The sequence below is a fragment of the Pseudomonas sp. RL_5y_Pfl2_73 genome, from assembly GCF_963970515.1.
Classification (GTDB): Bacteria; Pseudomonadota; Gammaproteobacteria; order Pseudomonadales; family Pseudomonadaceae; genus Aquipseudomonas.
Map to the genome: position 1 here is coordinate 21,184 of NZ_CAXAPD010000008.1, position 24,114 is coordinate 45,297.

Genomic DNA, 24,114 nt, shown 5'->3' on the forward strand with positions numbered 1-24,114 from the left:
CCATGAACGCCCTTCGGCGCACCTGGGAACACTTCGAGGAAGGTTTCATTGCCTTCCTTCTGGCCGCCATGACGTTGGTTACTTTCGTCTACGTGGTCCTCAACAATCTCTACAGCGTGTTCTACAGCCTCGGTGACAACTGGCCTGCCGCGAGCGAATCGATGTTCGCCATTGGCGACTCCGTCATGGGCATGGCCCAGGCGATGACCTGGAGCAGCTCTCTGACCAAGGCATTGTTTGGCTGGCTGATTTTTTTCGGGCTGTCGTACGGCGTGCGCACGGCCGGGCACATCGGCGTCGATGCGCTGGTGAAACTGGCGAGTAAACCGGTCCAGCGTTTCATTGGCGTCATCGCTTGCCTGTGCTGCCTCACCTACGCCGGGTTGCTGGCGGTGGCAAGTTTCGAATGGATCAACACCCTGATGATTGCCCAGATCGGCGCCGAGGATCTCGGCCATTACGGCATCATGCAGTGGCACATCGGGTTGATCGTGCCAGTAGGGTTCACTCTGGTGTTTATTCGTTTCGCCGAAATTCTCGTGCGCATCCTGATGAATCGCCAGACCGGCCTGGGCCTGGCCGATGAAGCGGCCGAAGCCATGAAGTTGACCGAGCACGAGGAAGACAAGCCATGACCATTGCCTTCCTGTTCATCGCACTGTTCGTGCTGATGCTCATCGGCGTGCCCATCGCCATATCGCTGGGGCTGGCCGGTTCGCTGACCATCATTTTCTTCAGCCCCGACTCGGTGCGCTCCCTGGCGATCAAGCTGTTCGAAACCTCCGAGCACTACACATTGCTGGCGATTCCGTTCTTCCTGCTGGCTGGCGCGTTCATGACCACGGGCGGCGTGGCGCGGCGGCTGATCGACTTTGCCAACGCCTGCGTCGGGCATATCCGTGGCGGCCTGGCGATTGCCGCGGTGCTGGCATGCATGTTGTTTGCCGCGTTGTCGGGCTCAAGTCCCGCGACAGTAGCGGCGGTCGGCTCCATCGCCATTGCCGGGATGGTGCGCTCGGGTTATCCACAGGCCTTTGGCGCAGGTATCGTGTGTAATGCCGGCACCCTGGGCATCCTGATTCCACCCTCGATCGTGATGGTGGTATACGCCGCGGCGACCGAAACATCAGTGGGCAAGTTGTTCATGGCCGGTGTAGTACCCGGCCTGCTGCTGGGGGTTTCACTGATGGTGGCGATCTACGTCGTCGCCGTGAAGAAAAACCTGCCAGCCATGCCCCGGGCGACGTTCCGTGAATGGTTGACCACCGCGCGCAAAGCGATCTGGGGTCTGTTGCTGATGGTCATCATCCTCGGCGGGATTTATTCCGGGATGTTCACCCCGACCGAAGCAGCCGCGATGGCGGCGGTGTATTCGGCGTTCATTGCGTTGTTCGTCTACAAGGACCTCACTTTTCGCGAGACACCGAAGGTGCTGCTGGAGTCGGCCAAGCTGAGCATCATGCTGATGTTCATCATCGCTAACGCCATGCTCTTCGCCCATGTGCTGACCACCGAGCAACTGCCGCAGCAAATCACGGCATGGGTGATCGAGGCCGGGTTAACGCCGGTGGCCTTCCTGCTGGTGGTGAACATTGTGCTGCTGATCGCCGGTGCGTTCATGGAGCCATCGGCGATCATCCTGATCCTGGCGCCAATCCTATTCCCCATCGCCATGAAGCTGGGCATCGACCCGATCCACCTGGGCATCATCATGGTGGTGAACCTGGAGATCGGCTTGATCACACCACCGGTGGGGCTGAACCTGTTCGTCACCTCGGCGGTAACCGGCATGTCCCTGCCCGCCACCATCCGTGCGGCCATGCCATGGTTGATGATTCTGCTGACGTTCCTGATGCTGATCACCTATGTGCCGTGGATCTCGATGGCGCTACCGAATTGGTTGGGGATGAATTAAGCCCGACAAACACACACTGCGTGGCGAAAGCGTAACGCGCCTCGCCACGCAGGTGTTGGGCCAAACACGGGTGTTGTGTCTTCGAATAATAAAAGGGAAGCCTAACAATGCTAATGCCTCTATGGAAAGCGCTCGTCTATACCTTGAGTTTCAGCCTGCTCGCAACGGCCACGGCGGCTGAACCGATCGTGATCAAGTTTTCCCATGTCGTGGCAGAACAAACGCCCAAGGGCCAGGGCGCGTTGAGGTTCAAGAAGCTGGTGGAGGAGCGCCTACCCGGCAAGGTGAGGGTCGAGGTGTATCCGCTCGCCACGTTGTATGGCGACGATAAAGAGATGGAGGCGTTGCTGTTGGGAGACGTGCAGATCATTGCGCGGTCGCTGGCCAAGTTCGACCAGTACACCAAGTCGGTGCAGTTGTTCGACTTGCCCTTCTTGTTCGACGACATCGCCGCAGTGGACCGCTTTCAGCGCAGCCCCAAGGGCCAGAAGCTGCTCAAATCCATGGAAAGCAAGAACATCACCGGCCTGGCCTATTGGCACAACGGTATGAAGCAGCTATCGGCCAACAAGCCGCTGCGCACCCCCGGGGATGCCCGCGGCCAGACGTTCCGGATACAGACATCCGCGGTGCTGCAGGAACAGTTCCAGGCAGTGGGCGCCAAAGCGCAACCGATGATTTTCTCAGTGGTGTACCAGGCCTTGCGCACCGGTTTGGTCAACGGCACGGAAAACACCTATTCGAACTTCTACAACCAGAAGCTCAACGAAGTGCAGAAATACGTCACCGAGTCCAACCACGGCATACTCGACTACATGCTGATCACCACCTCGGACTTCTGGAACGGCCTGCCGCCGGATATCCGCAGCGAACTGGACAAGATCGTGATCGAATCCACCGACTATGCCAACCAGGAAGCGGAGCGATTCAACCAGCAGGACAAGCAGCATGTGCTGGACGCCAAGACCACCGAGATCATTACCCTCACACCGGAGGAGCGTAGTGCCTGGCGCGAAAAAATGAAGCCGGTATGGGCGAAGTTTGAACAGGAGATCGGGCCGGATCTGATCAAGGCGGCTGAGGCTTCCAACAACGCCCAGTGATGCAACACGGTCCCGCTGGGCCTGTAGGAGCTGCCGAAGGCTGCGATCTTTCGCTTGAGACTCAAGTTTGGGGAAAAATCGCAGCCTCGTTGCACTCGACAGCTCCTACAGGCACCGTGGGAGCACACTTGCTCGCCACAAAGGCGGGGACCTACCTTCCCCTGCGACAAAGCACATTGCGTTATGATCCCCGCCTCTCTCTGTACAGAGCTTTTATCCGCGAATGCTGCCGTCCACTCCCGACACCACCACCCTGCCCCCCGTCCTGGTCGGCCCACTGTTGAGACGGCTGGAGCCCACCCGACTGGTGATGTGGCTAGTGGGCACGCAAACATTAACGCTGACGTTGCGCGTAGACGGCGTAGGCGATCTGGCACTGGATGCGTCGTGCTGCACTGTGGTGCCGGTGGGGCAGCGGGCGTTTGTGCATCTGATCGATGTGCGGCTCGACAATCCCCTGCCCCAGGACGTGGCGATCGACTACGACCTGCTGGTGGACGGCGCCCCCATTGCCGAGTGGGCGCCGCACCTGTTGTATGACGGCGCGCAGCGCCCGAACTTCATGTTGCATTCGCACATCGAGCAACTGGTCCACGGCTCCTGCCGCAAACCCCATTACCCAGCCAGCGACGGCCTGCTCTGTATCGACCGGCTGTTGGCGCAAGCCCCGGCGCGACGCCCGGCATTGCTGATGATGAGCGGCGACCAGGTCTATGCCGACGACGTCGCCGGGCCCATGTTGCGAGCGATTCATGCGCTGATCGAACGCTTGGGGCTGTTCGAGGAATGCCTGGACGGTGCCGTGGTGGCAGACAGCGCCAAGCTCTATCAGCACCCGGCCAGTTATTACCATCGTGCCGATTTGTTGCCCGCACTGGAGAGTAACGAAACCCTGCGCGAGCGTTTTTTCGGCGGGGCCCGCAAGCCGATTTTCACCAGCAGCAGCGCCGACAATCACCTGGTGACCTTCGCCGAGGTCATGGCGATGTACCTGCTGGTGTGGTCGCCGGTACCCTGGTCGTTGATCGCGGTGCAACGGCCTGAACTGACCGTCGAACGGCGCCAGCGCTACGACCTGGAACAACAGCACATCGACGCGTTCAAGACCGGGCTGGGCGGCGTGGCCCGGGTGTTTGCGCACCTGTCATGCCTGATGATTTTCGATGACCACGACATAACCGATGACTGGAATCTGTCTGCGCAGTGGGAGGAAACCGCCTACGGCCATCCGTTCTCCAAACGCATCATCGGCAACGCCCTGATCGCTTACATGCTCTGCCAGGGCTGGGGCAACAACCCGGATGCCTTCGCTGACGTACTCCCGAAAACCTTGGCCCTGAGCGACACCGCCCGGGACCGCTACCTCGACAGCGAGCCTCAGGACCAACTGATCGACACCCTGCTGGCTTTCCAGCAATGGCATTATGTGCTGCCGAGCACCCCTGCCCTGGTGGTACTCGACACCCGCACCCGTCGCTGGCGCAGCGAGAACAACCTCAAGCAGCCTTCCGGCCTTCTGGATTGGGAGGCCCTGAGCGAGTTGCAGCAAGAATTGTTGGATCACTCGTCGGCGATCATCGTCTCACCGGCGCCGATCTTCGGTGTGAAGCTGATCGAGACTGTGCAGCGGATGTTCAGTTGGTGCGGTTATCCGCTGCTAGTGGATGCGGAAAACTGGATGGCCCATCGCGGCGCTGCTCAGGTGATCCTGAATATTTTCCGTCACTCGCGTACACCGGGTAATTACGTGGTGCTGTCCGGGGACGTGCATTACTCCTTCGTTTACGAAGTATTGATCCCACACCGCAAGGGTGGCCCGCGCATCTGGCAGATCACCAGCAGCGGCATCAAAAATGAATTCCCCCCTGTGTTGCTGGAATGGTTCGATCGCCTGAACCGATGGCTCTACTCGCCGCGCTCGCCCCTGAACTGGTTCACCAAGCGCCGCAGCATGCGCATCGTCCCCCACACTCCGGAACACGCCGAGGCCGGTGAGCGGCTGTGGAACAGCGCAGGCATTGGCCAGGTATTCTTCAATGAACAGGGGCAGCCCGCGCAGATCTACCAACACAACGCCAACGGCCAACCGCCGACGCGCATGCGGCCTCCCAAATCCCCGCCGGCCTGAACGTTTGTGGGAGCGGGCTTGCTCGCGAAGGCGGTGTATCAGTCGCCAAACAAGATGCCTGACACTCAGCTTTCGCGAGCAAGCCCGCTCCCACAAGGGATAGAGGAGTGAAATCGGTTCAGAACGCCAATTGCAAGCTCTGCTGACCTTCAAGGCTGAGCAGCAACTGTTTCGCCGCCAGGCCGCCAGCGAAGCCGGTAAGGCTGCCGGAGCTGCCGATGACGCGGTGGCACGGGGCGATGATCGAGATGGGGTTGCGTCCATTGGCGGCGCCGACCGCCCGGACCGCGGTCGGTTGGCCGATCTGGATGGCGATGTCGCGGTAGCTGCGGGTTTCACCGAAGGGGATGGTCAACAGGGCTTGCCAGACCCGGATCTGGAAATCAGTCCCTGCGAAGTCCAGTTCCAGCTCGAAACGACAGCGCTGGCCGGCGAAGTACTCCAGCAACTGACGTTCGGTTTCCTTGAGGACCGGATGCTGGCTGTCCTCCTGCAAAGGTCCCAGGCGCACCCGATTGAGCCGCTCGTTTTCCCACAGGATGGCCGCCAACCGTGTCTCCCGGGCGACGAGGATCAGTTGGCCGACGGGTGATTGGATGGTTTTGTACTGGGGGAGCATCAAGCATTCCTTATCACGGGTTGAGCGTTTTTTAGCACAAAGACTTCTCACCCGACCCAAAACCTTGCTCAGCCCAACAACCCCAACGCCTTCGCCCGCGCCACCGCCTGGGTGCGGCGCTCGACGCCGAGTTTGCTGTTGATGTGGCTGGCGTGGGTCTTGACGGTGTGCAGCGAGATATACAACTGCTCGCTGATTTCCTGGTTCGAGCACCCTTGGGCAATCAACTGCAGCACCGCCCGCTCGCGGCTGCTGAGGGTTTCGACAGGCACCGTTGGGTCGGCAGACGGGGCCACCGTCGAGGGCAGGCGTTCGAGCAGATGCTCGCGCAAGGTGCCAGGGGGTGCCTGCAGCAGTTGTTCGCGCAACCATTCACGGTGCTCACCGAACAACCATTCGAAAGGCTGCAATACCCCACCGCTGGCGGCTTCGAAAGCCTGGGCCAGGGCGCGACGGGCTTCGGGTTCACGCCCGATGCTCAGCAGCAAAGCGACTTTCTGGTTGAGCGCCATCACGCTGAGCATCTGCCGGCCACTTTGCTGACCGTGTTCAAGCAAGGCATCGAGCCGCCCTTGCGCGAGTATTGGTTGGCCTCGGATGGATTCCAGCACCGCTTGTTGCAACTCGACATGCAGCGGCAGCTGCGGATGGAATTCCGGCGGCGCAGCGGCCCGTTCGCCCGTGTAGGTCTGGCCCAGCCGGGCCAGCCAGGCTTCGGCCAGCTCGGTGCGACCCTGGGCCAGCCAGAGTTCGCATTTGACCAGGGTGATCATCGCCAGATAGTAGATCGGCGGAACATCCCAGATGTGCATCAGGCGCTCGGCTTCAGCCAATTCGGCGAAGGCCCGGGCGAACTCGCCGCGGTAGCCCTCGATACGTGCGATCACGCAGTGACCGATCAGCACGCTGATGTCGCGGCAGGCGCGGGCTTCGGTGAGGCCCGCCTGCAGGCGCGCAAGGCCGGCCTGGGGTTGCATCCGCAAGGTCAGCAAAAAACCTTCGTACATGATCAAGCGCGCCCGCACCGCATAAAGCCGCTGGGGCGACAGCTTGTGCAAACGTTGCAGGCCCTGGTGCACTTCATCCAGCGCCCGCAGGATCTCTCCCCGTGCCTGCAGGCCCCGGGCACGATCGTAATGGGCCAGGGCCTCGAACAGTGGATTGCCGACCCGCTGTGCCAGCTCCAGGGAGTCACGGTTCAGGTTCCGGGCGCGCCACAGGTCGCCGTCGGCAATCGCCAGGTTCGACAACGTGGACAGGCACATCAGGCGCTGGCCGTAGCGTTTTTGCGGCAGGCTCTCCAACGCTTCGCTGCAATAACGCAGGGTGGCCTCACGGTCCCCCCGGCCACGAGCGACGATCCCGCTCAGGGCCAGCCATTGGGCGAGCATGGATTTTTGCGCGGTGGCCGAGGGGGCCGGCAGGAAACGACTCAAGTGCGCCGCCAGCTCTTCGGCAGCGTCCAGCTGGCAGGCCAGTCCCAACGCCCAGCTGTAGAGCACGATCAGCCGCGGGGTGCTGATGAGCAGGCTGTCGGGCAAGTCCATTTTCCAGCGCAGCAACATGCCGACGTTCTGCTCGGCCAGCAGTTGTTCCTCCGAAAGGTTCTGCACCAGGTTCGCCGCCACGTCCAGGTGCCCGGCCCGCAGCGCCTGCTCCACGGCTTCGTCGATCAGGCCTTGGGCGTTGAACCAGCGGCAGGCCCGCAAGTGCAGGGTCGCGGCCGGGACCATGGCCGGTGCGCTGGGGCGACTGCGCAGCAAGTCGGAAAACAAGTGGTGGTAGCGGTACCAATGGCCGTGCTCGTCCAGCGGAACCAGAAACACCTGGTGGGCCGCCAGGTAACGCAGGATTTCGGCGCTGTCATGGGCCTCGCGCACAGCGTCGCACAGCTCGCTGCAAAAGCGTTCCTGAGGGGCGGTGTCGTAGAGAAACGCCTGCACCTCGGTGGGCAGGCAGTCGATGACCTCTTCGAGCAGGTAATCGCGAATCAGCCCTTCGCCGCCGTGCAAGGCCTGGGGCAACAGGCCTTCGGTACCGGCTTCGGAGGCGGCCAGCAACCAGAAACGCAGCCCGGCCACCCAGCCTTCGCTGCGCTGGATAAGATTTTCCAGCGCCTCACCACGCAGCGAACTGCTGTGATGCTGGAGCAGGGTCAAGGCTTCGTCATGGGTCAGGCGCAGGTCCTGTTCATTGAGTTCGAGCAACTGCCGGGACAGGCGCAAGCGCGCCAAATGCCAGTCCGGGCGCTGGCGGCTGGTGACAAGGACTAGCAACCCGTCGGGCAGGTGATTGAGGAAAAATTGCAGGCAGCGATCCAGCACCGGACTTTGGGCCAGGTGGTAATCGTCGAGGACCAGCAGCAAGGGTTCGCGGGGCGATAAATGCGGGGACAGCTCGTCCAGCAGGCCATCGAGCCATTCTTCGAAGGCAAAGGGTTGATGACGCTGGCGCATTTTCAGCAGCCCCAGTGCCGGAGCGCCCAGTTGCGGGAAAAAAGCCTGGAGCCCTTCGAGCAGCCGCTCCAGGAAACGCCCCGGATCGTTGTCCCGGACACTGAGTCCCAGCCAAAGGCTTCGCCAATGGGTCGACAGGCTCTGGCAGAACTCCACCGCCAGGGAGCTTTTACCGAACCCCGCCGGGGCACTGACCAACAGCAACCTGCCGCCGAGCCCTGCGCTCAAGCGCTCGCACAACCGCGGCCGCACAACATGGCCGTCAGGCAAGGGCGGGCGGTAGAAACGCCCGCCCTGTACCACGATGGCTGCGCGGGCAGAATCCGCAAGTGAAGACAAATCAGTCATGGCCGGCTCTTGTTGAAATGCGGGTGGCGGCGTTGCAGATGTCCGCAGACTAGCGGTAAACGAGGAGGTATTGAAGGGAGTGCTACAAATGGCTACAAAAAGACTACAAGCCGACCGACTTGAAAAACTCAGGCCGCCACCGTTCTTGTGGCGAGGGAGCTTGCCCCCGCTGGTTTTTTGTAGGCGCTGGCGAAGCCTGCGATCTTTTGATTTTGATCTTGATCTTTATTTTTCACTTGCGACTCAACTGTCTGGGACAAGATCGCAGCCTCGTTGCACTCGACAGCTCCTACACAGCTCCTACACAGCTTCTACGCGGTGGCTAAAAGGCGCTGCCCGGCGGGAGCAAGCTCCTTTGGCACTGGGGGACTCAAAAAAAAGCCCCGAACCAGTCGGGGCGTTTCTTCGAGGATGCGGCCTCGGGTAAAGCGGTTTAGCGGATGCCCTGCTGACGCAGGGCGTTCGGGGTGAAATCGGCGGTGGTGGCGGTGAAGCCGAAGTCGTAGGCCGATTTCTCTTCGTTCTTCATACCCAGTGCCAGGTAGCGGCCGGACTGCAGGTCGTAGAGGGTTTCCAGGGCGTACCACGGTACTTGCTTGTCGTAGTAGTTCTCGGCATGGGCCTCGGCCACGCGCCACAGTTGACCACGGCCGTCGTAATGGTCGATCACCGCGGCTTGCCAGGTGTCTTCATCGATGAAGAAGTCACGCTTGGCGTAAATGTGGCGTTGGCCTTCCTTCAGCGTCGCGGTCACGTGCCAGACACGACGCAGCTCGTAGCGCGCCAGGTCCTGGTTGATGTGGCCGGCCTTGAGGATGTCGGCGTACTTGAGTTGCGGCGAATCGATCTTGTAGCTGTTAGAGGCGATGTACAGCTCTTTCTTGCCTTCCAGCTTCCAGTCGTAGCGATCCGGCGCGCCGTTGTACATGTCCAGGTTGTCAGAGGTACGCAGGCCGTCGGCAGCGGTACCCGGGCCGTCATAAGACACTTGCGGGGCACGGCGCACACGGCGCTGACCAGCGTTGTAGACCCACGCCGAACGCGGTTCCTTCACCTGATCGAGGGTTTCGTGCACCAGCAACACACCACCGGCCAAACGCGCCGGCGCGGTCACTTGCTGCTTGAAGTAGAACAGGATGTTGCCCGGATTGGCTGGATCGAAGTCCTTCATCTTGTCGCGGAACACGAACTGGTCGCGGAAGTACACCAGGCTGTACGAACCGTTGGGCTGTGGGGTGGCCTGGGTGACCAGGCGCGTCACGCTGCCGCCGCGATAGCGGGTGATGTGGTTCCAGATGACTTCCACGCCGCTCTGGGGAATCGGGAACGGCACGGCCGTCTCGAAGTTTTCCAGACCATTGCCGCCGGAAACCAGCTTGGTGTTGACCGCGTTTTTCTTGATGGAGGCGAACACCTCGTCCGGCACGGTGGCACCGCGATGGGTCGGGTAGACCGGCATCTTGAAGGTTTCCGGGTAACGCTTGAACATCGCGTACTGGCCCGGTGCGAGCTTGTCCTTGTACTGGTCGACGTTCTGCGCGGTGATGATGAACAGTGGTTTTTCACTGGCGTATGGATCGGCGAGGAAGCCCTTGCTGTCCACGGCACCGGCATTCTTGGCCATGGGTTTCCAGGCCGAGATCGAGCCGTCGGCATTGCCGGCCATCTCGGCACCCATCGGCGTCAGGCTCTTGCCGAGTTTGTCGGCCTCGGCGGCGGGCACTGCCGCCATGACGCTGGCAGCCAACAGGGAGAGCCCCAGAACACCGGCCTGCAATAGATTCTTTGTTATTTTCATAGTGTGTCGTCCTGAAATACGGTGCTTAGAAGGTCACGCCGACGCTGAGCGCCAGGAAGTCACGATCGTCCACAGTGCTGAAGTCGCCACCAAAGAAGTTGGTGTAGGCCAGGCTGGCGTTGTAGGTGTTCTGGTACTCGGCATCCAGCCCGAGGCTGACGGCTTTGCGGCCCTCTTCGAAGTTGCCGCCAGGGCCTGGCGAGTAGCCTTTGACGTCATGGGACCAGGCCACGTTGGGCTTGAGGTTCACACCGGCGAAGACGTCCGGGTATTCCCAGATGGCGCGCGCACGGTAGCCCCAGGAAGTGGCTGTGGTGAAGCCATCGTTGTTGCAGTTGGTGTTCAAGCCGGTACTGCCAGCCATGCCCCCGCCATTTCCGGTAGAGGTATTGAGCAGGCCGCAGGCGCCACCAGGAAGCTGCCCTGGGCCGAACACTGGATCACGGCCGTAACGAAGGTCGGATTTGCTTTCCAGGCCGCCCACATGGGTCACGCCAACTTCACCCACCAGGGTGAGACGGCTGGCGCCCATGACCTGGTCGAGGAAGTGCGTGAATGTGGTCTGGAACTGAGTGATCTCTTTACGACGATAGCCATGCAGATCCTGGCCCGGCACCCCGGTGAGCAGCGAAGCATTGCCCAGCACGGGACCACCCAGCGGACGAACCCCGGCAAACAGGATGTCCGTGGTGCTCAGTTGAACCGGCGCGTTCGGCCGATAGCTCAGCTCACCGCTCCATGCCGTGCCGGTGGGCAGAGTGGTGGAGAAGCTCAAGCCATACAGGCGTATGTCTTCTGGGTACTCGACAAAGTATTGAGAGTTGCCGGCGATGACCAGCGGAGCCAGAGGGCCAAGGAATGGCGCTGCGTTATAGACGGACTGTGGCGCACCGGTCGCACTGAAAATAGGCGCCCGGCTGTGGTAGTTCATGAAGTAGGCACCGAACTCGGTGTCCAGCGGCTCGAACATGTACTTCAGGGAAGCGCCCCATTGGCCAGTATCCCGAGCGTCACGGTCCGGTCCACGGCGCACCAACACACCTTCTTCGTTGATGTCTACGCCGTTAGCAGACAGCAATGGCAAGAATGCGCCAGGAATAGTGGATCGTTTGTTCAGCACCCGCAGATTATCCGAGCACCCATCCGCGATCACATCCGGCTGGGAGAAGAACGTCCCGCAGTTATCGACAACCGTCTGATCCCACTCAATTTGGTAGAACGCTTCGGCCGACAGGTTGTCGGTCAGGCTCTGGGAGACGTAGAACATGTTGACCGGGATCAGCCCTTCCTTGATCTCGGCACCGGGGCGACGGAACGCGGACACATCGACCGGGTTGATGGAGTTGATGCCGCCCTGGATGAAGGTACTTTCACCCCAGCTGACCACCTGCTTGCCCAGGCGGACCGAACCCGGCTGATCGGCAATGGCGTAGTTGTGATAGACGAACGCATCGAGGATCTGCCCGCCGGAAGACTTGGCGCCTTCCTTGCGATTGTTATCGCTGATGTCTTTGTACAGGCGATGTTCGTCTTTGAGCTCAAAGTCGTACCAGTACTTGCCGCGCACAAACACGCCGGTATCACCGTACTTCAGTTCCAGGTCATGGATACCCTTGAAGATCTTCGAGAAGGTTTCCCCACGCTTGAAATTCAAGTGGCCGTCATCGGAGGTCTGCGACAAGCCCTTGCCGCCGTTGTTGACACCGATCAGGTCCTTGTTGGCGTTTGCCGTGGACCAGCTCGCCCCCACCGACAGGGATGAGTCGAACTGACCTTCGATTTCACCGATGTTGAAACTGACGCCGAACGCTGGGCCGGCGAGCGAAGAGGCAAGGCTGACCGCCAAAGGCAGTTTTGCCCGGCGCCAGAACGTGGTTGCTGTGGTCATCGACGCTACTCCATGTGCTTTATTGTTATGGCAGACAGGATTTTCAAAGAACCCTTCCAACGGCTGGGAACGACACCTGCCGCCCTCCGTTCAAAGTTGCGCGCCCGTTTAGCACGTGCGTCCCGTTTTGAAAATTCTTACGCGGACTATAGCCAGCAGGTAGTACGGCTTGATCCCTCTAAAGTGTGATTTGCAGCCCTCGACCACTCTGGAACAGTCCTTTCGCCAGTCCGACAGATGCCGGCACGGCAAGGATGGCTGAAATTTTCGGTTTGACAAGGCAAGCGCTTGCTTGGTGGGGCTGCCGTGCCCTTTCGGGCACGGCAAAATGGCCTAAAGCGTGGAGAGGAAGGTGCTGTTGTTGCTCTGCCATTCGGTGATGTCGACGCGGATGCGCTTCTTGTCGAGCTTGCCGACGCTGGTCTTGGGAATTTCAGTAACAAGAGCGATTTGGCTCGGGATCGCCCACTTGCTCAAGTGCCCCTGCTCGACGAACGGCTTGAGGTGCTCCTTGAGTTCGCGAGCCCCGATCTGATGCCCTTCGCGAACGACCAGCAAGGCAAATGGTCGCTCACCCCACTGCGGATCGGGAATGCCGACCACTGCTACTTCGCGTACCGCCACGTGACGGCTGATGAGGTCTTCCAGGGCCAGGGAGGAGATCCATTCGCCACCGGTCTTGATCACATCCTTGATGCGGTCACGGATGTCGATGAAGCCCATGTTGTCCAGCGTGGCAACGTCACCGGTGTGCAGCCAGCCGCCGGCCCAGAGTTCGGCGCCCTTCTGCGGCTCGTTGAAATAGCCCTCGGTGAGCCACGGTGCCCGCAGCACCAGTTCGCCCTGAGTCTCGCCGTCGGCCGGCAGGAAACGCCCCTCGGTGTCGACGATCGCCGCCTCCACCAGCGGCCCCGGCACACCGGCCTTGATCCGGTAAGTGGTGCGTTCGTCTTCGCTGCCGGCCATCAGTTCATCGTTGAGGTGAGCGCAGGATACCAGCGGGCCCGTTTCCGACATGCCGTAGGCGGCAGTGAGCTGGATGCCCCGGGTCTTGGCCGCTTCGTACAGGCTGCGGTTCAGGGCGCTGCCACCGATGACGATTTTCCAACCGCTGAAATCGGTGTCCTGAGCCCCCTTGGCGCTGAGGATCATTTGCAGGATGGTCGGCACGCAATGGGAAAAGGTGACCTTTTCCTTGCGCCACAGCTGGACCAGGAATTCGGGATCGTAGCGACCTGGGTAAACCTGCTTGAGCCCGAGCATGGTCGCGACATAGGGCAGGCCCCAGGCGTGGACATGGAACATCGGCGTGATGGGCATGTACACGTCGTTGGTGCCCAGCAGCCGAACGCTGTCGATAGACCCCATGATGGTCGCCACGCCCATGGTGTGCAGCACCAGTTGCCGATGGGTGAAGTACACGCCCTTGGGGTTGCCGGTGGTGCCGGTGGTATAGAACGTGGTGGCGACGGAGTTTTCGTCGAAATCCTGGAAGTCGTAGCTGGGGGCGGCGGCGGCCAGCAATTGCTCGTATTCACCCACCAGGTTCGGCAGGTCAGCGGTTTTTTCCGGCAGGTCGGTCAGTAGCAGGGTCTTGTCCACCGTGGTCAGGTGCCCGGCAATCGCCTGGTACAAGCCGACGAACTCGCTGTTGACCAGCACGAAGCGGTCCTCGGCGTGGTTCATGGTGTAGACGATCTGCTCCGGTGACAGGCGCACGTTGATGGTGTGGATCACCGCGCCAATCATCGGGATCGCGAACATGCATTCCAAGTAGCGATGGCTGTCCCAGTCCATCACCGCCACGGTATCACCGGCCTTGACCCCCGCCTCGGTCAACACGTTGGCCAGCCGCGCGACCCGCTCTATCAGCGTCGGATAGCTGTAGCGCAACTGGTCACGGTAGATGATCTCGCGGGTTTTCTCGTAACGCGTGCCGGACATTAGCAGCCGCTTGATCAGCAGCGGGTATTGATAAGCGCCTTCGGCGGGAGGAATAACGCGAGTCTGCAACATAAGAGTCCCTTTTTCTGACTGCACGGTCTTGGCTGGAGTGAAGCACTCTAGAGTGCTTATACACGGATCAAATCAGCCAAAGGAATGATTTGATCAGCGTGCAAATACTAGCCTTGAGCCATCTTCCGGGACCTGCGCACACTCTGTAGGAGCTGGATCAATGCGCCTCGGTAAACGCCAGCTTCACCCCAATGGCGACGAGCACCGCGCCCATGGTCCGGTCGAACCAGTGGCCCATGCGCGCAAAACCGGCACGCACCCGTTGCTGGCTGAACAGCAGCGCCACCAGGCAGAACCAGGCGGCCGTCGCAACCGCCAGGTACACGCCGTAACCGGCCTGGACGGCCAACGGTGTGTGTGGGTTGATCACCACGGTGAACAGCGACAGGAAAAACAACGTGGCCTTGGGGTTCAGGCCATTGGTGACGAAGCCCGAGGTGAATGCGCCCCGGGCGGTACGCTCACCGGCCTCCTTGTGCAGGTTGTCCTCGGTGGGCTTGGCCGGTTGCGCCCGCAGTGCCTTGAAGCCGATGTACAGCAGGTACGCGGCGGCGGCCCACTTCAGCGCGTTGAACAGCACGATCGATTGCGACACGATCAGGCCGATACCCAACAGCGAATACCCTACGTGCAGGAAAATCGCTGTGCCGACGCCCAGCGCCGTCCACGTCCCGGCACGCCGGCCATGGGTCACGCTTTCGCGCACAACCACGGCAAAATCCGGCCCGGGGCTGGCAACGGCCAACAAGTGGATCAGGGCGACGGTGAGGAATTCGGTGAGGTACATGATGGAGCTCCTTGCGACAATCTTTTGTTGGATGAAATCCCATAACTGTGTAAGAGCCGTGTAGGTGCTGTGTAGGAGCTGTCGAGTGAAACGAGGCTGCGATCTTTCCCAATACACTTGAATCTCAAGCGAAAGATCAAAAGATCGCAGGCTTCGCCAGCTCCTACAGAGCCCAGCGCTTGCTCTCTCGCCACGGGTACACACCGCCATGGCCGCATTTCATCTGATAGGCTCGCCACATTACGCCTTCGGTTCTTGACATAAAAGGTACAGCTGATGACGAACACCGCTCGTGCAGTTTTCCTCGACCACCCTTCCCTTGACCTCGGCGATCTGAACCTGGGCCCGCTGCGCAACTGCTTCAGCGACCTGCAACTGTTTGCCCGGACCACGCCGGAGCAGGTCATCGAGCGGCTCAAGGGCGCCACCGTGGCGATCACCAACAAGATCGTGATCGATGCACAGGCCATGGCGGCCAGCCCCGAACTGAAGTTGATCCTGATCAGCGCCACCGGCACCAACAATGTCGACCTGGCCGCCGCCCGCAGCCATGGCATCACGGTGTGCAATTGCCAGGGTTACGGCACACCGTCGGTGGCCCAGCATACGATCATGCTGTTGCTGAACCTGGCGACGCGCCTGGCCGATTATCAAAAAGCAGTGGGTGAAGGTCGTTGGCAGCAGGCTTCGCAGTTCTGTCTGCTGGACTATCCGATTGTCGAACTGGAAGGCAAGACCCTGGGCCTGCTGGGCCATGGCGAATTGGGCAGTGCCGTCGGGCGGTTGGCCGAAGCCTTTGGCATGCGTGTGCTGCTGGGGCAGATCCCCGGGCGCCCGGCCCGTCCCGACCGCTTGCCGCTGGAGCAGTTGTTGCCGCAGGTCGATGCCCTGACCCTGCACTGCCCGCTCAACGAGCACACTCGGAACTTCATCGGCGCCCGCGAACTGGCGCAGCTCAAGCCCGGTGCATTCGTGGTCAACACCGCCCGTGGCGGCCTGATCGACGAACAGGCCCTGGCCGAAGCCCTGCGCAACGGTCACTTGGGGGGCGCCGCCACCGACGTGCTCAGCGTGGAGCCGCCGACCCAAGGCAACCCGCTGCTGGCCGGCGATATTCCCCGCTTGATCGTCACACCGCACAACGCCTGGGGCAGCCGCGAGGCGCGGCAACGGATCGTCGGGCAAATGAGCGAAAACGCCCAGGGCTTTTTCAGCGGTACAGCGCGGCGGGTCGTCAGTTGATAAACTGCCGCACTTTTTCTCAAGGAACAGACCATGGATCCGCGCAGTGAAGTACTGCTTCGTCAGGCCGAGTTATTCCAGGGTTCGGTCTTGCTGGCCGGCCTGCCCGCTGACGATCTGCTCGGCCGTTTGCCAGAGGCTCATGGCTGGTGCTGGCATGCCGGGGATCAGGCGGCGCTGGACGCTCGCTTCCCCGAGCGCTGCCACTTTGGCGTGAACGTACCCGAGCATGGGTTCGACACCGCCGTGGTGTTCCTGCCCAAAGCCAAGGACTTGACCGACTACATCCTCAATGCCGTGGCGGCGCGCCTGGCCGGGCGCGAGGTGTACCTGGTGGGGGAAAAGCGCAGCGGCATCGAAGGGGCGTCCAAACAGCTCAACCCGTTCGGCAAGCCGCGCAAGCTCGACAGTGCGCGGCATTGCCAACTGTGGCAGGTCACCGTCGCCAACGCGCCCGAGGCCATGCCCCTGGAAAGCCTGGCCCAGACCTACGAATTGCCCCTGGCCGAAGGCCCGCTGAAGGTCATCAGCCTGCCAGGGGTGTTCAGCCATGGTCGCCTGGACCGCGGCAGTGCGCTGCTGTTGGAACACCTGGATAAACTGCCCAGCGGGCATTTGCTGGACTTCGGCTGCGGTGCCGGGGTGCTGGGGGCGGCGGTCAAGCGGCGCTATCCGCACAATACCGTCACCCTGTTGGACGTCGACGCATTCGCCGCCGCCAGCAGTCGCCTGACCCTGGCCGCCAACGGCCTGGAGGCCGAGGTGCTTACCGGTGACGGCATCGACGCCGCGCCGATGGGCTTGAGCGCGATCCTGAGTAACCCACCGTTCCATGTCGGCGTGCACACCGATTACCACGCCACGGAAAATCTGCTGCGAAAAGCGGCCAAACATCTAAAAAACGGTGGAGAACTGCGGCTGGTTGCCAATAGTTTCCTCAAGTACCAGCCGCTGATCGAGGAGCATTTGGGCGTCTGCGCCATCAAGGCCGAAGGCCAGGGCTTTCGCATCTACCGGGCCAAGCGCGGTTGAAATCTTTTAGGAAACAGCACTTGCTCAATCGAATTTGCCTAGGCAGAATCCGCTCCGTCCTAGGGGAGTAGTCTCCCGCGAGCGTCATGCTCGCCCGGCATACGTCAACATACTTGGTCAGCAGACCATGGCGTATGCGGCCCAAGCGTCCACGCAGATGGTCGCTGGGTTTGACAAGACCTATGACACGCACACCTTACCCGGGGCGGGAAGGCTGTACGTGTCATAGCCGTGTCGACCCGCCCCTTTAGGAACTCCTGATGCTGGACTCACTCCTCGTACCTACCGCTATCGTTGCGCTGGCCGAAATCGGCGACAAGACGCAATTGCTCGCGCTTATCCTGGCCGCTCGCTTTCGCAAACCCTGGCCGATCATCGCCGGCATCATTGCCGCAACACTCGCCAACCACGCAGCCGCCGGGGCCGTAGGGGCCTGGGTCAGCGGTTTTTTCTCCAATGCGGTGTTGCACTGGGTATTGGCGGCAAGCTTCACGGCCACGGCGCTGTGGACCCTGGTCCCGGACAAACTGGACGATGAGGAAGCGAACACGGCCCGCAAGTTCGGCCCGTTCCTGACCACGCTGATTGCATTCTTCCTGGCGGAAATCGGCGACAAGACGCAGATCGCCACGGTGATGCTCGCCGCGCAATACCCGGAGTTGTGGCTGGTGATCATCGGCACCACTTTGGGCATGTTGATTGCCAACGTGCCGGTGGTCCTGGCGGGCAATTTCGCCGCCGAGAAGCTGCCCCTGGCCCTGATCCGCCGCCTGGCCGCCTCGGCATTCTTCGTCCTGGCGATCGTGGCGGTGTACAAGGCGATGCAGAGTAGTGGATGGGTTTGACCTTCTGTCACACCTTGGGCAGAGGATAACGGTGGGAGCATAGCGTGCTCGCGATAAACGACGACGCGGCCTGATTGACGTCTGCCTCGCCCCTGTCGCGAGCAAGTTCTGCTCCCACAACGATGCTTACTTCTTGGCCTGCTGATACAGCGGCATCACCTTCGGAATCGCCGCCTGCAACGAAGCGATACGGCTGCTCGACGACGGGTGGGTGCTCATGAACTCTGGTGGCGCGCCTTCCGAGGCCTTGGCCATCTTGTTCCACAAGGTGATCGCCGCGTTCGGGTCGTAGCCGGCGCGGGCGGCCAGTTCGAGACCGATGAGGTCGGCTTCGTTCTCGTTGCCGCGGCTGTTGGGCAAGGTCATGCCGTAGTTGGCGACGGTGTCGGCCAGCGCCAGGCTGTCCTGGCCCAGGCCGAACAAGGCGCCAGCGCCCTGCTTGGCCATCTCGATGCCATAGGCCTTGGACATCGCTTCGCGCCCGTGCTCGCGCAGGGCGTGGGCGATTTCGTGGCCCATGATCGCGGCGATTTCAGCGTCGGTCAGCTTCAACTTGTCGATCAGACCGGTGTAGAACATGATCTTGCCGCCAGGACCGCAATTGGCGTTGAGCTCATCGCTCTTGATCAGGTTCACTTCCCATTTCCACTGCGCCGAATCCGGGCGGAACACAGGCGCCTGGACAATCAAGCGGTCGGCAATGACCTGGATGCGCTTGGCATCCTTACTGGTCTTGTCCAGCACGCCCTGGGCGCTCGCCTCACCCATCGTCTTCTGGTAGGACTGGGCGTACATCTGGTTGACCTCATCGGTCGACAGCATGCTGAACATGTACTGCTTGCGTTCCACCCCCACGGCTCCGCCGCTGGTGGTATTGACCGACTGGCAACCGGCGAGCAGCAGAGCCGCGCTCAGAGCACTCACCATCAATGTCTTGTTCATATAAAAGAAGCTCCCTGGAAACGTGGGCGTATCCTAGGCCTTGATTTGTATCAGCGCCAGATACACAACGAGCGATTAGCGTTTTTTTCGGACAGACCCCACACGAGCCATTTACGACACTCACGCAGCTAAAACAGTCAGCCGACGAACAGCGCCTCATGCCGCGCCACAGAAATGCCGATAACTGATCCAGACGTCATTTACGCGTCCGGAGCCTTTATGAAATTCAGATCGATCCAGTTTTCCGTGGCAGCCCTGGCCGGTGCCATTGTGCTCAGCGTGGTGGCCGCCCTTGTGCTGTACGCGCTGTTTGCCGGCGCGCGCACCCAGGACATGGTGCAACAGCGGACCAAGGCACAGTTCGAACAACTCATCGAACAACGCCTCAGGGCCCTGGCCCGTACCCAGGCCAGCCTGATCCAGCGGGAACTGGAAGCCCCGTTGCTGCTCGCCCGTGGCCTGGCCACCAGCAACGCCTTGATGGGCATGAACGGCACGGACGGCAACCCGCAACTGAAGGTGCCCCGCGAGCAAATGATCAGCCTGTTGCGCGAAACCGTGGTGCGCAACCCGAAGATCCTCGGCGCCTACATCGCCTGGGAGCCGAACGCCATCGACCACGACGATGCTAATTATGTGAACAGCCAGGTGGTGGGCATGGAAACCAACGGGCGTTTCCTGCCGTGGTGGTTCCGTAACCAGGACGGCTCCCTGGGCCTGGAAAAACTCGCCGATGTAACCGACCAGAAACTGCTTTCCACCGGCATCCGCGCCAGTGAGTACTACCTGTGCTCCCGGGACAGCAAGAAAGCCTGCGTGATCGACCCGGCGCCCTATCGCGTTGGCAGCACGATGACCATGCTCGCCTCGTTCATCGAACCGATCATGATCGATGGCAAGTTCCAGGGCATCGTCGGCGCCGACCTGTCAGTGAACTTCATCCAGGACATGCTCGTGGCCGCCGATGGCAAGTTGTACGACGGCGCCGGGGAAATGGCCTTGCTCTCCAGCAACAACCGACTGGTGGCCTTCACCAAGGACCCGAGCAAACTCGGGGAAAAGGCCAGTGACCTACTGGACGCCAGTGCTCTGGATAACCTCGCCAGGCTGAGCATTGGCGAAGTGCGCTACGACATCGACGAAGAACACGGGCATATCGAGGTGTACATGCCGTTCGGCATCGGCGAGACCAACGCTCGCTGGACGCTGATGTTGCAGCTGCCGCTGAACGCGGTCATGGCCGACTTGCAGGCGCTGCAGAAAGACCTCGACCAACAGCGCCAGACCGACATCTTCGGCATGGCAATGGTGGGCCTGGTGATTGCCGGCATCGGTCTGCTGGTGATCTGGCTGGTGGGCCACGGCATTGCCAGGCCGCTCAAGCAAATGGTGGCGATGCTCGATGACATCGCCCAGGGCGAGGGCGACCTGACCCGTCGCCTGGTCAGCGACCGCGCCGATGAATTGGGGGCGATCGCCAGGGGCTTCAACACCTTCCTGAGCAAGTTGCAGGGCATGATCACTCAGGTGGTGACGTCGGTGCAGAGCGTCAGCGATTCGTCGGAGCACACCGCCGATATCGCGATCCGCACCAACCAGGGCGTGCACAAGCAGATGTCGGAGATCGATCAGGTCGCCACGGCCGTGCACGAAATGACTGCCACCGCCCAGGACGTGGCCCGTAACGCGACCCAAGCCGCCAGCCATGCAGACCAGGCTGCCAGCCAGGGCATGCAGATCGTGCGGGACACCTCCACCTCCATTGGTGCCCTGGCCGTGGAAATCGGCAAGGCGGTGGGTGTGGTGCAGACCCTGGCCAAGGACAGCGAGAACATCAACGCGATCCTCACCGCCATCCGCGGGATCGCCGAGCAGACCAACCTGCTGGCCCTCAACGCGGCCATCGAAGCCGCCCGGGCCGGTGAACAGGGCCGTGGTTTCGCGGTGGTCGCCGATGAAGTGCGCAACCTGGCGCAAAAGACGCAACAGGCGACCGAAGAAATCCAGACGATGATCCAACAGTTACAACAAGGCACCCGGGACGTGGTGCGGGTGATGGAAGACAGCCAGCACCGTACCGACGAAAGCGTGCAGCATGCGGCGAAAGCGGCCCAGGCCCTGGAAACGATCACCCAGGCCGTGTCGGTGATCAACGACATGAACACCCAGATCGCCAGCGCTGCCGAAGAACAAAGCGCCGTAGCCGATGACATCAATCGTAACGTGATCAACATCGGGCAAGTAGCGAACGAGGTAGCCAGCGGCGCCGACGAGTCCAGTGCGGCCAGCGCCGGATTGACCAAATTGGCGGAGCAGCAGCGGCGGTTGATCAATCAGTTCAGGGTCTGATCCAAAGGCCCCATCGCGAGCAAGCTCGCACAGGGGGATGTGCACTGGAACGCCGATTTTGTGAACGCCACAAAACAACTGTGGGAGCGGGCTTGCCCGCGAAGGCGTCAGTCCAGCCAACATTGAGGTGACTGACACTACGCCTTCGCGAGCAAGCTTTGCTCCCACAGGTTCAATGCAGGGGTTTAGAGTTCGCCAAGGGCTTCGATCAGCGCTTGGTTCTGCTCCGGTGTACCGATGCTGATCCGCAGGAACTGGGCAATCCGCTCCTGTTTGAAGTGCCGCACGATCACACCCTGCTCCCGCAGTTTCGCTGCCAACCCTGCCGCATCGTGCCGGGGGTGGCGGGCGAAGATGAAATTGGCCGCCGAGGGCAGCACTTCAAAGCCCTTGGCTTGCAGTTGGGCCACGACCCATTCACGGTGCTCAATGACCAACTGGCAGGTCCGGTCGAAATGCTCGCGATCATCGAACGCCGCCGCGCCGCCGACATTCGCCAAGCGATCCAACGGGTAGGAGTTGAAGCTGTTCTTGATCCGCTCCAGCGCTTCGATCAGGTCCGGATGGCCCACCGCCAAGCCCACGCGCAGCCCCGCCAGGGAGCGGGACTTGGACAGGGTCTGGGTCACCAGCAGGTTCGGATAGCGATCCACCAGGCTGATGGCCGTCTCGCCGCCGAAGTCGATATAGGCCTCGTCGACCACCACCACCGAGTCTGGGCTGGCCTTGAGGATCTGCTCGACCGCCTCCAGCGCCAGCAGGCAGCCGGTCGGCGCATTCGGGTTGGGGAAAATGATCCCGCCATTGGGTTTGGCGTAGTCTGCCGGGTCGATCCGGAACTGCTCATCCAACGGCACCGTATCGAACTGGATGCCGTACAGCCCGCAATATACGGGGTAGAAGCTGTAGCTGATGTCCGGGAACAACAGCGGCCGGTCGTGCTGCAACAGGCCGTGAAAAATATGCGCCAGTACTTCATCCGAACCGTTACCCAGGAACACCTGATTGCTCTGCACGCCGTAATAGCGGGCCACGGCGCTTTTCAGCAGGTCGCTGTTGGGATCTGGGTACAGGCGTAGATTATCGCTCAGCTCGCCCTGCATCGCCGCCAGGGCCTTGGGCGATGGGCCGTAGGGGTTCTCGTTGGTGTTGAGCTTGACCAACCGGGTCAGCTTCGGCTGTTCACCCGGCACGTAGGGCACCAGGTTCTTGACGAACGGGCTCCAGAATTTACTCATTTCAGTTCCCCTGCCCTTCGATGGATGGCTCGTCAAGAATGCGGTACTCGGCACTGCGCGCGTGAGCGCTCAGCGATTCGCCACGGGCCAGCACCGAAGCAGTCTTGCCCAGTTCGGATGCGCCCTGCTCGGAGCAGAAGATGATCGACGAACGTTTCTGGAAGTCATACACCCCCAGCGGCGACGAGAAGCGCGCGGTGCCGGAAGTCGGCAGCACGTGGTTGGGGCCTGCGCAATAGTCACCCAGGGCCTCACTGGTGTGGCGCCCCATGAAGATCGCACCGGCGTGACGAATCTGCGGCAACCAGGCCTGCGGGTCGGCGACCGACAGTTCCAGGTGTTCCGGTGCGATGCGGTTGGCGACTTCGATGGCCTGGGCCATGTCATCGACCTTGATCAGCGCACCACGACCATTGATCGAAGTGTTGATGATCTCGGCGCGGTCCATGGTCGGCAGCAGCTTGTCGATGCTGGCGGCGACCTTGTCGAGGAACTCGGCGTCCGGGCTGACCAGGATCGCTTGGGCATCTTCGTCGTGCTCGGCCTGGGAAAACAGGTCCATGGCGATCCAGTCCGGGTCGGTCTGGCCGTCGCACACCACAAGGATTTCCGAGGGGCCGGCGATCATGTCGATACCGACCTGGCCAAACACGTGGCGCTTGGCGGTGGCGACATAGATATTGCCCGGCCCGACCACTTTGTCGACCCGCGGCACGCTTTCGGTGCCATAAGCCAACGCAGCCACGGCCTGCGCACCGCCGATGGTGAACACTCGGTCCACGCCAGCGATGCAGGCGGCGGCCAGCACCAGTTCGTTGATTTCACCGCGCGGGGTCGGGACGACCATGACCACTTCGGTCACGCCGGCGACCTTGGCCGGAATGGCATTCATCAGCACCGAGGACGGATAGGACGCCTTGCCACCCGGCACGTATAGGCCAGCGCGGTCCAGCGGCGTGACCTTCTGGCCCAGCACCGTGCCGTCGGCTTCGGTGTAGCTCCAGGAATCCTGTTTCTGCCTTTCGTGATAGTCGCGCACCCGGGACGCGGCTTTTTCCAGGGCTTCGCGCTGGGGGGCGGTGATCCGGGTCAGGGCCAGTTCCAGGCGCTCGCGCGGCAGGATCAGGTCGGCCATGGACGCCACTTGCAGGCCGTCGAACTTCTGGGTGAATTCCACCAGGGCCGCATCGCCACGCTCGCGCACAGCCTTGATGATATCCAGCACCCGCTGATTGACCGAATCGTCAGACACGCTTTCCCAGCTCAGCAGATGATCCAGATGATGTGCAAAATCCGGGTCGGCAGCGTTGAGTCGGCGAATCGAAGTGGGAGCGGTCATAGCGAGGGCCTCATTAATGGCAAATGCTCAGGCGCCCTAAGCTACCAGTCCATTCGCGTGGGCACCTGA

At 61.4% G+C, this 24,114-nt stretch carries 18 protein-coding genes, 1 pseudogene and 1 riboswitch; of the genes and pseudogenes, 9 read left to right on the top strand and 10 right to left on the bottom strand.

The genetic code is table 11. The annotated features are described in order from the left end of the window. Positions 1 to 2: 2 nt before the first annotated feature. From AACY42_RS09780 to AACY42_RS09795, 4 genes are all read left to right on the top strand, one after another. A complete protein-coding gene (locus tag AACY42_RS09780; RefSeq protein ID WP_339478932.1) occupies positions 3 to 635 on the top strand; it encodes a TRAP transporter small permease in 633 nt (210 codons plus the stop codon). Further along, positions 632 to 1,915: a C4-dicarboxylate TRAP transporter large permease protein DctM gene (dctM, locus tag AACY42_RS09785; protein WP_339478933.1), complete on the top strand. Its 1,284-nt coding sequence runs from the start codon at positions 632 to 634 to the stop codon at positions 1,913 to 1,915. Before AACY42_RS09780 ends, dctM begins: the two co-directional genes overlap by 4 nt. 107 nt (positions 1,916 to 2,022) lie before the next feature. Continuing rightward, the gene (locus AACY42_RS09790) at positions 2,023 to 3,018 is read left to right on the top strand and encodes a TRAP transporter substrate-binding protein (RefSeq protein ID WP_339478934.1); all 996 of its coding nucleotides are present in this window, start codon (positions 2,023 to 2,025) and stop codon (positions 3,016 to 3,018) included. A gap of 223 nt (positions 3,019 to 3,241) precedes the next feature. Further along, a complete protein-coding gene (locus AACY42_RS09795; RefSeq protein WP_339478936.1) occupies positions 3,242 to 5,146 on the top strand; it encodes an alkaline phosphatase D family protein in 1,905 nt (634 codons plus the stop codon). Between the two features lie 118 nt (positions 5,147 to 5,264). On the opposite strand, the gene AACY42_RS09800 is transcribed toward AACY42_RS09795, so the two are convergent. The 7 genes from AACY42_RS09800 to AACY42_RS09830 all read right to left on the bottom strand — a co-directional run bounded on the left by AACY42_RS09800 (position 5,265) and on the right by AACY42_RS09830 (position 15,058). Further along, positions 5,265 to 5,765, bottom strand: coding sequence for a methylated-DNA--[protein]-cysteine S-methyltransferase (locus AACY42_RS09800; RefSeq protein ID WP_339478937.1), 501 nt, complete (start codon positions 5,763 to 5,765; stop codon positions 5,265 to 5,267). Positions 5,766 to 5,833: 68 nt separating this feature from the next. Continuing rightward, positions 5,834 to 8,569: a LuxR C-terminal-related transcriptional regulator gene (locus AACY42_RS09805; RefSeq protein ID WP_339478938.1), complete on the bottom strand. Its 2,736-nt coding sequence runs from the start codon at positions 8,567 to 8,569 to the stop codon at positions 5,834 to 5,836. Positions 8,570 to 8,697: 128 nt separating this feature from the next. After that, the gene (locus AACY42_RS09810; RefSeq protein WP_339478939.1) at positions 8,698 to 8,829 is read right to left on the bottom strand and encodes a hypothetical protein; all 132 of its coding nucleotides are present in this window, start codon (positions 8,827 to 8,829) and stop codon (positions 8,698 to 8,700) included. A 173-nt stretch (positions 8,830 to 9,002) separates the two neighbouring features. Beyond that, positions 9,003 to 10,367, bottom strand: coding sequence for a DUF1329 domain-containing protein (locus tag AACY42_RS09815; RefSeq protein ID WP_339478941.1), 1,365 nt, complete (start codon positions 10,365 to 10,367; stop codon positions 9,003 to 9,005). Between the two features lie 25 nt (positions 10,368 to 10,392). Beyond that, positions 10,393 to 12,255: a DUF1302 domain-containing protein gene (locus tag AACY42_RS09820; RefSeq protein ID WP_339478942.1), complete on the bottom strand. Its 1,863-nt coding sequence runs from the start codon at positions 12,253 to 12,255 to the stop codon at positions 10,393 to 10,395. 333 nt (positions 12,256 to 12,588) lie between these two features. Then, positions 12,589 to 14,271, bottom strand: coding sequence for a fatty acid--CoA ligase (locus AACY42_RS09825; protein ID WP_339478943.1), 1,683 nt, complete (start codon positions 14,269 to 14,271; stop codon positions 12,589 to 12,591). A 157-nt stretch (positions 14,272 to 14,428) separates the two neighbouring features. Continuing rightward, positions 14,429 to 15,058, bottom strand: a complete 630-nt coding sequence (locus AACY42_RS09830) for a LysE family translocator (protein ID WP_058543357.1) — start codon at positions 15,056 to 15,058, stop codon at positions 14,429 to 14,431. A 276-nt stretch (positions 15,059 to 15,334) separates the two neighbouring features. Between AACY42_RS09830 and AACY42_RS09835 the strand changes: the two genes are divergently transcribed. From AACY42_RS09835 to AACY42_RS09845, 3 genes are all read left to right on the top strand, one after another. After that, on the top strand, positions 15,335 to 16,300 hold the full coding sequence (locus tag AACY42_RS09835) for a 2-hydroxyacid dehydrogenase (RefSeq protein WP_339478946.1): 966 nt from the start codon (positions 15,335 to 15,337) through the stop codon (positions 16,298 to 16,300). 33 nt (positions 16,301 to 16,333) lie between these two features. Further along, on the top strand, positions 16,334 to 17,332 hold the full coding sequence (locus AACY42_RS09840; protein ID WP_339478947.1) for a class I SAM-dependent methyltransferase: 999 nt from the start codon (positions 16,334 to 16,336) through the stop codon (positions 17,330 to 17,332). 49 nt (positions 17,333 to 17,381) lie between these two features. Further along, positions 17,382 to 17,504: riboswitch (yybP-ykoY riboswitch) on the top strand. Positions 17,505 to 17,592: 88 nt separating this feature from the next. Continuing rightward, positions 17,593 to 18,177, top strand: coding sequence for a TMEM165/GDT1 family protein (locus tag AACY42_RS09845; RefSeq protein ID WP_339478948.1), 585 nt, complete (start codon positions 17,593 to 17,595; stop codon positions 18,175 to 18,177). 126 nt (positions 18,178 to 18,303) lie between these two features. On the opposite strand, the gene AACY42_RS09850 is transcribed toward AACY42_RS09845, so the two are convergent. Further along, entirely contained in the window at positions 18,304 to 19,119 is an 816-nt protein-coding gene (locus AACY42_RS09850; protein ID WP_339478949.1) for a M48 family metallopeptidase, read from the bottom strand. Positions 19,120 to 20,424: 1,305 nt separating this feature from the next. On the opposite strand from AACY42_RS09850, the pseudogene AACY42_RS28590 reads away from it, so the two are divergent. Further along, positions 20,425 to 20,619 (top strand): annotated as a pseudogene (locus tag AACY42_RS28590) (HAMP domain-containing protein); the annotation flags it as partial. Positions 20,620 to 20,733: 114 nt separating this feature from the next. Continuing rightward, positions 20,734 to 21,468 carry a methyl-accepting chemotaxis protein gene (locus AACY42_RS28595; protein WP_445261741.1) on the top strand — a complete coding sequence of 245 codons (735 nt, stop codon included), beginning with the start codon at positions 20,734 to 20,736 and terminating at the stop codon, positions 21,466 to 21,468. 185 nt (positions 21,469 to 21,653) lie between these two features. Here AACY42_RS28595 and hisC read toward each other — a convergent pair whose 3' ends face one another. Together hisC and hisD are read right to left on the bottom strand one after the other, a co-directional pair. Continuing rightward, the gene (gene hisC / locus AACY42_RS09860; RefSeq protein ID WP_339478954.1) at positions 21,654 to 22,706 is read right to left on the bottom strand and encodes a histidinol-phosphate transaminase; all 1,053 of its coding nucleotides are present in this window, start codon (positions 22,704 to 22,706) and stop codon (positions 21,654 to 21,656) included. A gap of 1 nt (position 22,707) precedes the next feature. Further along, complete coding sequence (gene hisD, locus AACY42_RS09865) at positions 22,708 to 24,045, bottom strand: histidinol dehydrogenase (protein ID WP_339478956.1); 1,338 nt, start codon at positions 24,043 to 24,045, stop codon at positions 22,708 to 22,710. Positions 24,046 to 24,114 lie beyond the last annotated feature (69 nt).